The sequence below is a fragment of the Micromonospora acroterricola genome (assembly GCF_003172955.1).
GTDB classification, from domain to species: Bacteria; Actinomycetota; Actinomycetes; order Mycobacteriales; family Micromonosporaceae; genus Micromonospora; species Micromonospora acroterricola.
The window spans coordinates 15,062-27,720 of the sequence record NZ_QGKR01000336.1; the positions used below are offsets into that span (position 1 = coordinate 15,062).

The 12,659-nt window shown below is 74.9% G+C and carries 11 protein-coding genes; 4 read left to right on the forward strand and 7 right to left on the reverse strand.

Features of this window, described 5'->3' with window-relative positions:
• Window positions 1-50: 50 nt before the first annotated feature.
• The 4 genes from DKT68_RS28505 to DKT68_RS28520 all read right to left on the reverse strand — a co-directional run bounded on the left by DKT68_RS28505 (window position 51) and on the right by DKT68_RS28520 (window position 6,612).
• Window positions 51-2,636 (reverse strand): sensor histidine kinase, encoded by a 2,586-nt coding sequence (locus tag DKT68_RS28505; RefSeq protein WP_109820469.1) that lies wholly within the window; start codon window positions 2,634-2,636, stop codon window positions 51-53.
• Window positions 2,637-2,760: 124 nt separating this feature from the next.
• Window positions 2,761-4,380: a hypothetical protein gene (locus DKT68_RS28510; RefSeq protein WP_109820470.1), complete on the reverse strand. Its 1,620-nt coding sequence runs from the start codon at window positions 4,378-4,380 to the stop codon at window positions 2,761-2,763.
• Window positions 4,373-5,278 carry a terpene synthase family protein gene (locus DKT68_RS28515; RefSeq protein WP_109820471.1) on the reverse strand — a complete coding sequence of 302 codons (906 nt, stop codon included), beginning with the start codon at window positions 5,276-5,278 and terminating at the stop codon, window positions 4,373-4,375. The genes DKT68_RS28510 and DKT68_RS28515 overlap by 8 nt, the downstream gene beginning before the upstream one ends.
• Window positions 5,275-6,612, reverse strand: a complete 1,338-nt coding sequence (locus DKT68_RS28520; RefSeq protein ID WP_201749224.1) for a cytochrome P450 — start codon at window positions 6,610-6,612, stop codon at window positions 5,275-5,277. Before DKT68_RS28520 ends, DKT68_RS28515 begins: the two co-directional genes overlap by 4 nt.
• 458 nt (window positions 6,613-7,070) lie before the next feature.
• Between DKT68_RS28520 and DKT68_RS28525 the strand changes: the two genes are divergently transcribed.
• On the forward strand, window positions 7,071-7,319 hold the full coding sequence (locus DKT68_RS28525) for a DUF2630 family protein (protein ID WP_109820473.1): 249 nt from the start codon (window positions 7,071-7,073) through the stop codon (window positions 7,317-7,319).
• Between the two features lie 50 nt (window positions 7,320-7,369).
• Here the strand turns inward: DKT68_RS28525 and DKT68_RS28530 are convergent, their stop codons facing one another.
• The 3 genes from DKT68_RS28530 to DKT68_RS28540 form a co-directional block, all read right to left on the reverse strand.
• On the reverse strand, window positions 7,370-8,302 hold the full coding sequence (locus DKT68_RS28530; RefSeq protein ID WP_109820474.1) for a serine protein kinase RIO: 933 nt from the start codon (window positions 8,300-8,302) through the stop codon (window positions 7,370-7,372).
• Window positions 8,303-8,500: 198 nt separating this feature from the next.
• Window positions 8,501-9,145: an HAD family hydrolase gene (locus tag DKT68_RS28535; RefSeq protein WP_109820475.1), complete on the reverse strand. Its 645-nt coding sequence runs from the start codon at window positions 9,143-9,145 to the stop codon at window positions 8,501-8,503.
• A 65-nt stretch (window positions 9,146-9,210) separates the two neighbouring features.
• Window positions 9,211-10,068 carry a carbon-nitrogen hydrolase family protein gene (locus DKT68_RS28540; protein ID WP_109820476.1) on the reverse strand — a complete coding sequence of 286 codons (858 nt, stop codon included), beginning with the start codon at window positions 10,066-10,068 and terminating at the stop codon, window positions 9,211-9,213.
• Between the two features lie 88 nt (window positions 10,069-10,156).
• Here DKT68_RS28540 and DKT68_RS28545 point away from each other — a divergent pair, with 88 nt between their 5' ends.
• From DKT68_RS28545 to DKT68_RS28555, 3 genes are all read left to right on the forward strand, one after another.
• Window positions 10,157-10,729, forward strand: a complete 573-nt coding sequence (locus tag DKT68_RS28545; RefSeq protein WP_109820477.1) for a TetR/AcrR family transcriptional regulator — start codon at window positions 10,157-10,159, stop codon at window positions 10,727-10,729.
• A gap of 84 nt (window positions 10,730-10,813) precedes the next feature.
• Window positions 10,814-11,737, forward strand: coding sequence for a TIGR04222 domain-containing membrane protein (locus DKT68_RS28550; RefSeq protein ID WP_109820478.1), 924 nt, complete (start codon window positions 10,814-10,816; stop codon window positions 11,735-11,737).
• Entirely contained in the window at window positions 11,734-12,552 is an 819-nt protein-coding gene (locus DKT68_RS28555; RefSeq protein ID WP_109820479.1) for a DUF692 domain-containing protein, read from the forward strand. The genes DKT68_RS28550 and DKT68_RS28555 overlap by 4 nt, the downstream gene beginning before the upstream one ends.
• The last annotated feature ends 107 nt before the right edge of the window (window positions 12,553-12,659 follow it).

The following is a 12,659-nucleotide window of genomic DNA, read 5'->3' on the forward strand; positions in this document are numbered from 1 at the left end:
CTGGGGCTGTCCGTCACACCGCGCGGGAGACCCGCGCCACCGGCGTACGGTCAGGTAGTTTGCGGGTCCTCGTCGGTCGACTCGGGCGTCGCCGGCGGGGCGCCGGAAGCGCCGCCGAGCAGCCGCGCCGCGTCGGTCCGGCCCCGCCGGGTGCCGGTCTGGTAGGAGCTCATCATTCGGCGCACCTGCTCCGGCGGGCGCGCCACGTCCTCCTCGTCGGTCTCCGCCGCCGCGGGGTCGTCACGCAGCTCGGGCACGATGCTCGCCTGCCGGATCCGCACGGGCAGGCCCGAGCCCGTCCGGTCCGCCTCCGCCCGGGCCGGCGCCGGCCCGCCGTCGACGTCCGGGACCGGCGCGCCGAGACCGCTGTTGTCCGCCGGCCCGACCCGGTCGACCGCGGGCAGGCCGGTGGGCACCGTCGGGCCCTCCAGGGCCGGCTGACCGAGGGCACGCCGTGCCCGGCTGGGCAGCTCCGACGGCCCGGTGGCCGGCGTCGCCCGCTGCCGGGTGGGCAGGGCCGCGTCCAGATCGGACCCGTCGGTCTGCGCCTCCGGGGTGGTGTCGGCCGCCACCGGCGCGTTGGCCGGAGCCGCGGCCGGGGTGACCGGCTCCGGCGCGTCGAGCGCCGCCGTGGGCGGTGCGGCCAGCGCGACCGGTGCGAGCATGGCCGGGCGGCCGTTCTCGGCGGTCGGCGCGGCCGGCAGCGGGATGGCCGGCGACCCGGTCCGCATCGCGCCGGAGTCCTCCGGGGCGACGCCGTTCTCGGCGACCAGCTCCAGCGGGATCAGCACGACCGCGGTTGTGCCGCCGTACGCGGACTCCTTGAGCCGGACCCGCACGCCGTGCCGCTCGGTCAGCCGGCTCACCACGTAGAGGCCGAGGCGGGCGGCGTTGGCGAGGTTCAGCTCGGACTGGTCGACGATCCGGTGGTTCGCGGCGGCCAGGTCCTCCTCGCTCATGCCGAGGCCCCGGTCCTCGATCTCGATGGCGAACCCGTTGGACACCAGCTGGCCGCGAACCTCGACGGTGGTGTGCGGCGGGGAGAACGACAGGCCGTTCTCGATCAGCTCGGCGAGCAGGTGGATGATGTCGCCGACCGCGCGGCCGGCGAGCGACACGGGCCCGAGCGGCAGCACGTTGACCCGGGTGTAGTCCTCCACCTCGGCGACCGCGCCACGCACCACGTCGACCATCGGCACGTTGCGCCGCCAGGCCCGGCCCGGGGTGGAGCCGGAGAGCACGATCAGGTTCTCCGCGTTGCGCCGCATCCGGGTGGCCAGGTGGTCGACCCGGAACAGGTCCTCCAGCTCCTCCGCTTCCTGTTCGCGCCGCTCCATCGCGTCGAGCAGGGTGAGCTGGCGGTGCACGAGCGCCTGGGTGCGTCGGGCCAGGCTGAGGAAGACCTCGCGGACGTTGCGACGCAGGTCGGCCTGCTCGACGGCGGTGCGCAGGGCGGTCTCCTGGACCGCGTTGAACGCCTTGCCGACCTGGCCGATCTCGTCGGTGCCGAACTCCAGCGGCGGCGCCTCGGTGGCCACGTCGACCTCCTCGCCGCGGCCGAGCCGCTCCACCACCCGGGGCAGCCGCTCGTCGGCGAGCTGCCACGCGGCCTGACGCAGCCGCTCCAGCTGGCGCAGCAGGGTCCGGGCCGTGGTGATGGAGATGACGACGGAGGCGATGACGGCGAGCAGGCCCAGACCGGTGGCGAGCACCAGCCGGACGACGACCATCACGGCGACGCCGGTGGCCCGCCCGACGATGCCCTCGCCGCCGTCGGCCACCGCGTCGTTGACCTCGGCCATCGCCGGTTCGACGGTGCCGCGCCACTGCTCGGCGCTGATCGGCAGCTGGGTCGCCGGCCGGCCCTCACGGATGATGCCGTCCTGCACGGCGCGCAGCCGGGTGAACGCCTCGCCCTCGACGAGCTGCTGGTAGCGGCGCTGGTCGACGTCGGAGAGCCGGGCGCGGGTCTCCTCGCCGAGGAACCGCTCGGCGCCGACCAGGCCGACGTAGCGGGCGTACTCCGGCCCGCTCATCCGGCCGTTGCCGAACAGGCCGCTGAGCAGCGCGTCCTCCTGGGAGATCAGCTCCTTCATCCGGTTGAGCTGGATGAGGGCTGCCGCGTCGGCGGCGATCGCCTTGTCGTCCAGGCTGCCCGTGACGTCGTAGATCTGGAAGATCGACTCGATCGCGCCGGTGTACGCGTCGGCGGCGGCGATCCGGTCGATCTTGCGGCCCAGCACCTCCGCGCGGGTCTGCTCGAGCGCGCCGATCTGGGCGATCGAGGCGTCCAGCTGGGCGTCGAGCGCCGAGCTGCCGGCCACGTCGACCTGCCAGTTGCGGACCGAGTCGGCGAAGTCGCCCGCGAGCTGCGCGCTCCTGCGCTGCTCGGCCTCCAGCGCCGACCGCTGCTCGGCGTTGGGGTTGCTCAGGTACGCCTGCGTCAGCCGCCGTTCCAGTTGGAGCTCCTGGAGCAGCGGCTCGCTCGGCGCGTAGACCTTGCTGTTGAGCAACTGGACACCGAGCAGGTTGAAGCCGTCCCGCAGGGTGACCCATGCCGCGAACATCCAGAGCGCGACCAGGGAGAGCAGCAGGGCGACGACCTTGGTGCGGATACTCGTACCGCGAGAACGCATTGAACCGTCCCAGGCAGGGTGTTGACTCAGCTCATCAACGGGTGATCATGGAGGGCGACGTCCCGCCGCAGCGGGGCATACGGGGCTGAGGCTCTGCGTACGCTAGCAGTGTCCACACAACCCCTCAAGTTGTTGTTTTTGTTGCCTGGTAACCGCAATCCGCCACCGAACGGTCGACCCCCGGCGTACGGGTGGCAGCCAGCCGGCAGGCGGCGAGCACTGCCGAGCGGACGATGGCGGTAGGACAGTACAGCTCCTTGCCGTACCACAGTGGAGGGTGCTCCCCACCGGTCGGTCTGTGCAGGTAGGCGTGCCCCCGGTCCACCGCGTCGTCGACCCGTGGCCCGGCCGTCGGCGCCGCGAGCAGGACCTGCAGGGCGTACGCGGTCTCCTCGACGGTGCCGGCCCACCGCCCCCACGAGCCGTCGGCGCGCTGGCTGTCCAGCACCCAGAGGGCCGCCCGGTCCACGGCCTCGGCCGCCGCCGCGCCCCGGCCGGACTCCGCCAGCGCCAGCGCGCAGCAGGCGGTGGCGTAGTACGGCGAGGCGTGCCACCGGTCCTGCCAGCGGCCGTCGGCGAGCTGGTGCTCGGGCAGCACGGCGCTGAGCCGGTCGACCGTCCGGTGGTAGCGCCCGTCGGCGTCCGGGTGCCGAACCACGTGCTGACCGAACGCGTCCAGCACGTGGGCGTTGGTGGTGACCGAGAAGCCGTCCTCGCTGCCCGGCCAGGTGCAGAAGCCGTCCGCCGTCTCGTACGCCCACAGGCTGGCCGGGTCGGCCGGGCGACCGAGCCGGGCCAGCGCGTCGAGCGCCACCGATGTGGTGTCCGCGTCGGTCGGCAGGCCGTCGCCGGTGGCGACGCCCTCGGCGCCGGTGGCCCCGGCCAGGCTCTCCAGCAGGGCGTTCGGCGGGTTGACCGGGATGCCGGCGCGGCGCAGGCCGCTGAGCACCCAGGCCCGTTCGAAGACGGTGATCGGAATCGGGCAGGGCACGGGGCCGCCACGATCACGGATCAGCTCCCGCAGGAAGGCGTGCGCGGCGGGGCCGGCCTCCGGCCCGGCCGTGGTCAGCCAGGCCGCGGTCGCGGCGGGTGAGGCGCCGACGGCGGTCAGGGTGGGCCCGGCGTCGGCCGGCGTCGCGTCCAGCACCTCGTAGAAGTGGGCGAGCTTCGCCGGCAGCGCCGCGCCGGCGGCCACCGCCGCCCGCACCGCGCGCAACCGGTCCGCGCCGAGCCCGGCGGGCAGCCCCAGCGGTGGACGGGGCAGCCGGTCCGCGGTGGCCCGGTCCAGCCCGGCCAGCCGTTCGTTGATCGAGTCGACCAGCGCCGGGACGATGAGGTCCAGCGCCGGGGTGTCCGGCAGCTCCCGGGCGTCGGTGGCGAGCAGCGTGCCGGTGAGCGCGCGCAGCCCGCGGGCGACCGGGGCGAGCAGGTCCGTTCCGGCCCGGCCGGCGGCCAGCGCGGCGAGCAGCCCGTCGGTGGCGCTCAGGGTCGGCACCAGGGCGTACCCCTCGGGCGGGCCCCACGCGCCGTCCGGGCGCTGGCCGCGCAGCAGGAACCCGATCCGCTGGTGGTGCCCCGGCAGCCACGGCGCGTCGGCGACCAGCCGACCGGTCTCGTACACCGACGAAGCGACCTGCCCCCACGGCCGCAGCACCAGCCCGGCAATCAGCTCGCGGGCCGCATCGGTGGCCGGGTCGCCGCCGGTGACCGGCCCGGTCAGGACGCGGAACACGCCGTCACTCATCGCGCACCCCCCAGAAGTCCGACACCTCGTAGAAGCCGCCGGTGAAGGAGATCTGCCGGTGCAGGTAGTCCGCCTGGCGTGGGCAGCGCTCGCCGAGGGCGGCCAGCTCCGCCCGGGAACGGGCGGTCAGCTCGGCCAGCCGCGTGTGCACCTGCGCCGGGTCGGCGACCAGCAGCGCGTTCAGATCGCCCCACTCGGCGTCCCGGCCGTGCGTGGCCAGGTCGTTGACCAGCCGCAGCACGCGCTGCACGCCGCGCCCGGCGGCCAGCAGGTCGCTCAGGTGGGCCAGCGTCTCGTCGTCGCCGGTCGCGATCCAGTGGGTGACGTTGACGAAGGAGCAGGCCAGGTTGTCGGCGTTGTCCAGGTAGCCGTCCAGGTCCGGCAGGCGTCGTCCGGTGGACGGGTCGGCGGGCAGCTTCTTCCAGTCCCACTCCCGGGCCACCGCGGCCAGCATCCGAGCCAGCTCGTCACGCCAGACCGGCCGCAGCCGGTCGAAGGCCGGCACGGCGGCCAGCTCGTCGCGCAGGTCGGCCAGCAGCCGCGCCAGGTGCCGGCCGGGAGGCGGGGCCGCGCCGTCGGCCACCGCCAGGCAGTCGGTGACCACCGCACGGACGTCGTCGGCGGACCGGGCGAGGTAGTCGACCTGCCAGTCGGCGGCGAAGACCCACAGCAGGGTACGGGTGGTGATCCGCAGCTCGGCGGCGGTGTGCCAGGGCGCGGTGAACGCGATCGCGGTGGCCACCGAGCTGAGCAGCGCCGGGTCGAACGGCGCGGCGTCGAACAGCTCGGGGTGGGCGGCGGTGACGTCCTGCAGGTCGCGTACGCCGCGCACGGCGAGCGCGCACACCCGGCCCTGCTCGGCGACGACGTCCCGACCGGTCTGCACCGGCCCCGTCACGGTACGACCGGGCGCTCGACCGGGGTGAGGATCAGCTCGGCCCGCTGCTTGGGTTGCAGCGAGGCGCCCATCCGGGGTGTCAGGTCGACCGGGTGGCGCAGCTGGAAGCGGTAGCGACTCAGCACCGTGCTCACGATGAGCTGCGCCTCCAGCAGGAACAGGTACTGCCCGAGGCACTGGTGCGGGCCGCCGCCGAACGGGAAGTAGGAGTAGCGGTAGGGCCGCCGTGGCCGCTCGGGGGCGAAACGCTCCGGGTCGAAGAGGTCCGGGTCGTCCCAGAACGTCGACATCCGCTGGGTGACGTACGGGCTGACCAGCACGGTGCCGCCGGCCTTGATCCGCACCCCGCCCAGCACGTCGTCGCCGACCGCGGTCCGCGGGATCATCCAGCCGGCCGGGTAGAGCCGCAGCATCTCGTCGAGCACCATCCGGCCGTAGCGCAGCTCGGGCAGGTGTTCGCGACCGACCCGGTCGCCGCCGACCACCCGCTCGATCTCGTCGGTCATCAGCTCGGCCACGTCGGGCCGGGACGACAGCACCGGCCACAGCCAGGAGAGCAGGGCGATGGTGGTCTCGGTGGCGGTGGAGAACATCGCCACCACGTCGCCGCGGATCGCGTACTCGTCGGGTTGCCGGCCGTCGGCGCGGGGCCGGCAGAGGGTGGAGATGATGTCGTCGCCGTCGGTGGGCCGGGCGGTGGCCTCGCGGATGATCGGCAGCACCACCTCGTCGATGGTCCGGACCGCCTCGCGGAAGCGCCGGTCGCCGGGCATCGGCACCGCGTACGGCACGAAGGGCACCAGCAGGCGCGGGAGCATCGCGGTGGTGACGGTGTCCAGCGCGGCGCTGATCCGCAGCGCGTCCGGCACCGAGATCCGGTCGGCGAAGAGCACCCGCATGGTGGTCCGCAGGACGATCCGGGTCAGCTCGGCGCCGCCGTCGATCGGGCGGCCGTCCCGGGCCGGCTCCAGCCACTCGTCGACGGCCTCGTTGATCGCCTCGGCCATCCTGTCGACCAGCGTCTCGGCCCGTTTGGCGGTGAACAGCGGTTGCAGCGCGCCCCGGCTGGACTCCCAGACCTCGCCCTCGGCGACCAGGATGGCGTCGCCGACGATCCGGCGGACCGGTCGCCAGAGCAGCCCGTCCCCGTCGCGGGTGTAGTTGGCAACGTTGTCCCTCAGCACGCGTTGCAGATGCTCCGGGTGGCTTACCAGGTACGGGCGGAACGAGCCGAGGTTCAGCCGGACAACCTCGCCGCCCGCGTCGTCGGCGAAGCCGACCAGCGCGCCGAGCGGGTCGCGGACCAGCGCGGGCAGCACGTGACGGAGCGGAATCGTGCGGGGTTCGGTGCTGACGGGGGCGGGGCCGGCATCGGACACCTGCGACATGAAACGACGCCTCCTCGGCGTCCCGCCGACCGCAGCGGTCCACTTCGGTCGGTCGGGGACTGTGGAACTTTCACCTTCTGGGCGTCGGAAGCATCTCACCAAACGCGGGGCACCTCCAGACCTGCGGCCGGGAGAATTCCGCCGCCGCGCCGGGGCCGCGACCCCGACATCCCCGCCCCACGCTCCTGAGTGGACCATCAGGATGGGCTCCCGACGCAGGTCGGGGCGGCACGCCGAGGGACTGACGTCGCCCCGGGGGCCCGTCGCCGCCGCCCCGGGTCGACGCCCACCCCGCGGGACCGGCGGGCGACGCGCGACCGGCCGGGCGGGACGCCACCGCGCCGGGACCTACCGGTACCCCCGAATCCGGGCGATGCCGGGCACCCTGTGCCAGGCTCTGTGGCATGGACGACAAGACCATCCTGAACCGGATCTCCGAGCTGGTCGACGAGGAACACAAGCTGCGCGCGGACGCGCAGGCCCACGAGTCGGGCACCGAGGGCGACGCCAGCGAGCGGCTACGCGCGCTGGAGGAGTCCCTCGACCAGTGCTGGGACCTGCTGCGCCGTCGTCGGGCCGCCCGGCAGAGCCACGGTGACCCCGATTCCCAGGGCGAACGCCCCAAGCCCGAGGTGGAGCGCTACCTCCAGTAAGCGGTGCCGGTGGGTCGGGCGGCCCGGCCGGGCCGCCCGACCCGTCCCGGTCAGCGGACGCCCGCCTCGCGCAGCAGCTCCCCGGCCAGCGCGCCGGGATCGGCCTGCTCGGCGGGCAGCCCCCGCGCCACGAACCAGGTGCCGACCACCCGCACGTCGCGGGCCAGGAACTCGGGCCCCTGCGGGTTCGCCACCACGTCGACCACCTGCGGCAGGTCGATCACGACCAGCCGGCCCCGGTGCACGAGCAGGTTGTACGGCGACAGGTCGCCGTGGGCGTAGCCGGCCCGGGCCAGCACCCGCAACGCCTCCACCAGTTGGGCCCACAGGTCGCGCAGCTCGCCCGGGCCGGGCCGCAGCTGGGCCAGCCGGGGCGCGGCCTCGCCCGTCTCGGGGTCGCCGACGAACTCCAGCATCAACTCGGTGCCGCGCAGCTGCACCGGGTACGGCACGGCGATCCGGTCGTGCCCGGCGCCGATCTCCCAGAGCCGGGCCAGGGCGTCGAACTCGGCCGCCGCCCACTGCCCGGCGATCATCTGCCGGCCGAAGGCCGTCCGGCCGGCCATCGCCCGGTTCTCGCGGGACCGGCGCACCCGGCGGCCCTCCAGGTAACCGGCGTCCCGGTGGAACAGCCGGTGCTCGGGGTCCCGGTAGCGCTTGACCGCCAGCAGGCAGGACCGGTCGGTGTCGGGCACCCCCCGGCGGACCAGGTGGACGTCCGCCTCCTTGCCGGTCTTCAGCACGCCCAGTTCGGTGTCCTTGGCGGCCAGCTCGGTGACCAGCCAGTCCGGGTGCGGTTGCGGCCCGTGCACCGCGTCGTCCCAGGACGACCAGCGATCGCCGGTGTCCGGGTCAGGGGCGCCGTCCGGGTCGGCGGGCGGCTCGCTGTGCCGCCCGCGCTTCAGGAACTGCGGTTCGTCGTCGTCGAAGCGGCTCTTGCCGCGGGTCCGGCGCTCGAGCGCCGGAAGGTCGTGATCGCGCACTGTGGTGAGGTTCCCTTGGTCGAGGCTGATGAAGGCAGCTGGAAGCGAGCTGCGAAGACGGCCATGACCGACCCCCTCTCCTCGACCGGGCGTACGCCCGGGTGCACGATGCGCCGACCATGTTCGCCGCCACCCGGCGGCCGGTCAACCGAATTACCGGCGCCGCCCGACCGGGGCGGGCGCCTCCCGGCGGCGAGCTCAGCCGGCGAGCACGGTGGCGACTGCGGCGATCAGCCCGTCCACCGACCGGCTCGGCGCGAACCGGGTGTCCGACCAGGTGCGGCCCCGGTGCAGCCAGACGCTGGGCAGCCCGACCGCGGCGGCGCCGCCGATGTCCGCCTCCGGGCTGTCGCCGACCACCCAGGCGCCACGCAGCGGCATCCGCACCCGCTGCGCGGCCAGCGCGAAGATCCTGGGGTTGGGCTTGCTGACCCCGGCCTCCTCGGAGATCACCCAGTCGGCCACGTACCGGTCCAGACCGGTCCGGCGGATCTTGGCGTCCTCCACGCGTACCGTGCCGTTGCAGACCACCACCGGCACCCAGCCGGCGTCGTCGGCGATCCGCAGCGCGCAGGCGACCAGCGGATCGAGGCGGGTCTGCTCCACCACCCCGTCGTGCAGCTCCTCCACCAGGTCGATCGAGGGAATGCGCAGCTCGTACCGGTCCCGGATGGCGTCGGCCAGATCCCAGCGGTCGGTCAACCCGTCGGCGTCGATCGAGATCAGCCAGTCGATGTCGATGGGGGGCGCGCCGATGCCGTCCAGGAAGCGCTCACCCCAGCGGCGGAACGGCCCGGCCCGATCCAGCAGGGTGTTGTCCAGGTCCAGCAGGAGCAGTGGCACTCGGGCACCCTACGGGACCGACGTGTCCGCCAACAGATCCTGCGGGTGTCGACCTGGCGGTGGGCTCAATCGGACAGGGTCACCCGCGAGCCGCCCTGGTCCGGCAGCCGGTCGGCGAGCATCGAATGGGCCGCCCGGGTAGCCGCCAACGCGGCCGGGTCCAGCGTCGCGACCAGCACCGCCGTGCCCTCGTCGGCGCCCCGCGCCAGCGTCCGCCCCTGCGGGTCGTAGATCGCCGCGCCGCCGTTGAACCGCCACGGGTCGGCGCCGCCGACCGCGTTGGCGAAGACCACGTACATCGTGTTGTCCAGGGCCCGCGCGGCGTAGTAAAGGTCCCGGCGGTGCTCCGAGCCGGCCAGGTAGCCGCTGGGGCACAGGTAACCGTGGGCGCCGTCGAGGGCGGCGGCGCGGCCGTGCTCCGGGAAGCAGCCGTCGTAGCAGATGCCCAACCCGAGCCGCCAGTCGTCGACGAGCAGCGTGGCACCGCGCCCGCCGGGGCTGAACAGGTCGCGTTCGTCGCCCCACAGCTGCTGCTTGTCGTACCCGACCCGGACCGTTCCGGCCCGGTCGACCACGAGCGCGGCGATGGTGCGCCGGCCGTCGGGATGCCGGGCCGCGGCGCCGACCAGCACGCTGACCCCGATGTCACGCGCGGCCGCGCGCAGCGGGTCGAGCCGGGGGTCGGCGACCACGCCGGTCGGGTCTGCCACGACGTCGGTGCCGGCCGTGTCGGCGGCGAGGGTCGGCGGGTGGTACGCGCAGAGGTACAGCTCGGGCAGGACGACCACCCGTGCGCCCTGCCCGCCGGCGCGGCGGACCAGGTCGGCGGCGGCGACGGCGTTGCCGGCGACGTCGCCGGGCGTCGGCGTGGCCTGGACGGTGGCCACGGTCAGCGGGGCGGAAGGTGTGGGGGGCGGGGTCACGGGGCGATGGTAGCGGTGCCGTCGGCAGCCATATACCAAGCCGTACGTACGGTTTGCCTGACGCGGGGTGACCTGCGACGATCGACGCGTGCCCAGAGTAAGCCAGGACCAGCTCGACGCGCGCCGGCAGGAGATCCTCGCCGCCGCGCGGGCGTGTTTCGCCCGGCACGGCTACGAGGGGGCGACCGTACGCCGCCTCGAGGAGGCCACCGGGCTCTCGCGGGGTGCCATCTTCCACCACTTCCGGGACAAGGACTCGCTGTTCCTCGCCGTCGCCGAGGACGACGCCGCCGCCATGGTCGAGACGGTGGCCCGCAACGGTCTCGTGCAGGTGATGCGTGACCTGCTGGCCGGAGCGGTCTCCCCGGACACCACCGGCTGGCTCGGCAGCCAGCTGGAGGTGTCCCGCCGGCTGCGCACCGATCCGGCGTTCGCCCGGCGCTGGGCGGAGCGGTCCGCCGCGGTCGCCGAGGCGACCCGGGACCGGCTGGCCCGCCAGCGCGACGCGGGGGTGCTGCGCGAGGACGTACCGATCGACGTGCTGGCCCAGTTCCTGGAACTCGCCTACGACGGCCTGGTGCTGCACCTCGCGATGGGCCGGCCGGCCGGCGACCTGGGCCCGGTGCTCGACCTGGTGGAGGAGGCGGTCCGCCGCCGCTGATCGTCCGCCCGACACCGGGCCGCCGGCCGTGGCGCCGCTGCTCCACAATGGGGCCGCCGAACCCTCCGGCGACAGGAGCAGCCGATGATCGACCTCGCCGCGTCGGGCGACACCTGGGGCATCCCCGGCCCGACCTTCCTCCGGCTCTACCTCGTGGCGACCGCCCTGGTGGTGGCGCTGGCGGTCTACTACCGGGTCCGCCCGGTGGGCGACTCCAGGGACGCCACGACCGGGCCACTCGGCCCGCAACAGGTCGCGTACCTCAACGGTGGGCCCCGGCTCGCCGTGCACGCCGCGGTCGGCGGTCTGCGCAGCAGCGGCGCGATCGGCGTCGGTCCGGACCGTCGGCTGCTCACCACCGGCCCGACACCGTCCGGGCTGACCCCACTGGACCAGGCCATCCACTGGGCCGCCCACCAGCGGGCCCGGGCCGGGGACCTGCCGCAGGACCAGCGGGTCCGCGAGGCGCTCGACCAGCTCCGGGCCGGCCTGGAGCAGCGCGGGCTCCTGCGGAGCAGGGCGCAGCACGGCACCGCCCGCCGCTGGGCCGGGTTCCTGTTCGTCCTGCTGGGCATCGGCCTGTTCCGGCTGGTCTCCGGCCTGTTCAACGACCGCCCGGTGGGCTACCTGATGCTCGCCCTGATCCCGGTTCTCATCGCCGCGCTGCTGCTGCGCCTGGTGCCCGAGCGCACCCGCGCCGGTCGGGCCGCTGTGCGCGACATACGCCGCCAGCACGCCCACCTGGCCCCCGCGTCGTCTCCCGCGTTCGCCACCTACGGGGCGGCCGGCGCGGCGATGGGCGTGGCCCTGTACGGCACCGCGTCGCTCTGGGCGCTCGACCCCGGCTTCGCCGAGCAGGCCGAGATCCAGCGCCAGGCGGCGTCCGGCAGCGGCTGGTCGTCGGGCTCGAGCGGCGGAACGTCGGGCGATGGCGGGGGCAGCTCGTGCAGTGGCGGCAGCTCGTGCGGCGGTGGCGGCGGGTGCGGAGGCGGAGGGTGCGGCGGATGACGGGGCCGTCCGGCGTCGGCATCGGCTGGCGCCCGGAGATCGCCGGCTTCGTGGCCGAGCTGCCCGGGCTGCGCTTCGTCGAGGTGGTGGCCGAGTCGGTGCCCGCCAGCGGGCCGCTCCCGTCGGGCCTGGTCCAGCTGCGCGAGCGCGCGGTGACCGTCGTACCGCACGGGGTGCGGCTCTCCCTCGGCGGCGCCGAGCCGGTCGACCCGGCCCGCGTCGCCCACCTGGCGGCGGTGGCGCAGCGGCTCGACGCCCCGCTGGTCAGCGAGCACATCGCCTTCGTCCGGGCCGGCGGCCTGGAGGCCGGGCACCTGCTGCCGTTGCCGCGCAGCCGGGAGGCGGTCGACGCGGTGTGCGCCAACGTGGCCCGGGTACAGGCCGAGCTGCCGGTGCCGATCGCGCTGGAACCCATCGCCGCGCTGGTCGACTGGCCCGACGACGAGCTGGACGAGGCGGCCTTCCTCACCGAGATCCTGGACCGGACCGGGGCCCTGCTGCTGCTCGACATCGCCAACGTCTACGCCAACGCCCGCAACCGGGGCACCGACCCGCTCGCGCTGCTGGACCGGCTGCCGCTCGACCGGGTCGCCTACGTGCACGTGGCCGGAGGCGCAGAGCACGGCGGCTACTACCACGACACGCACACCGATCCCGTGCCGGCGCCGGTGCTGGAGCTGGTCGGGGCGCTCTGCGCCCGGCGGCGACCGCCGGCCCTGCTGCTGGAGCGCGACGGCGGCTACCCACCGGCGGCCGTACTCCGCGCCGAGCTGGACGCCCTGGCCACCGCCGCAGGCCTCCCGGCCGTCACGTGACCAGCGCCTCCCCGCCGGACGGCGGCGCTCCGCCGGCACCCGGTGACCGGGCGGGCGGCCCGCCGACCGGCAGCCTCGCGCAACGGCAGGCGGCCCTGGTCGCGGCG

Excerpts from the sequence above, each read along its gene's own strand:
- DKT68_RS28550 (WP_109820478.1), top strand. The coding sequence starts at position 10,814 with ATGATCGACCTCGCCGCGTCGGGCGACACCTGGGGCATCCCCGGCCCG.
- DKT68_RS28525 (WP_109820473.1), top strand. The coding sequence starts at position 7,071 with ATGGACGACAAGACCATCCTGAACCGGATCTCCGAGCTGGTCGACGAG.
- DKT68_RS28555 (WP_109820479.1), top strand. The coding sequence starts at position 11,734 with ATGACGGGGCCGTCCGGCGTCGGCATCGGCTGGCGCCCGGAGATCGCC.
- DKT68_RS28510 (WP_109820470.1), bottom strand. The coding sequence starts at position 4,380 with ATGAGTGACGGCGTGTTCCGCGTCCTGACCGGGCCGGTCACCGGCGGC.
- DKT68_RS28505 (WP_109820469.1), bottom strand. The coding sequence starts at position 2,636 with ATGCGTTCTCGCGGTACGAGTATCCGCACCAAGGTCGTCGCCCTGCTG.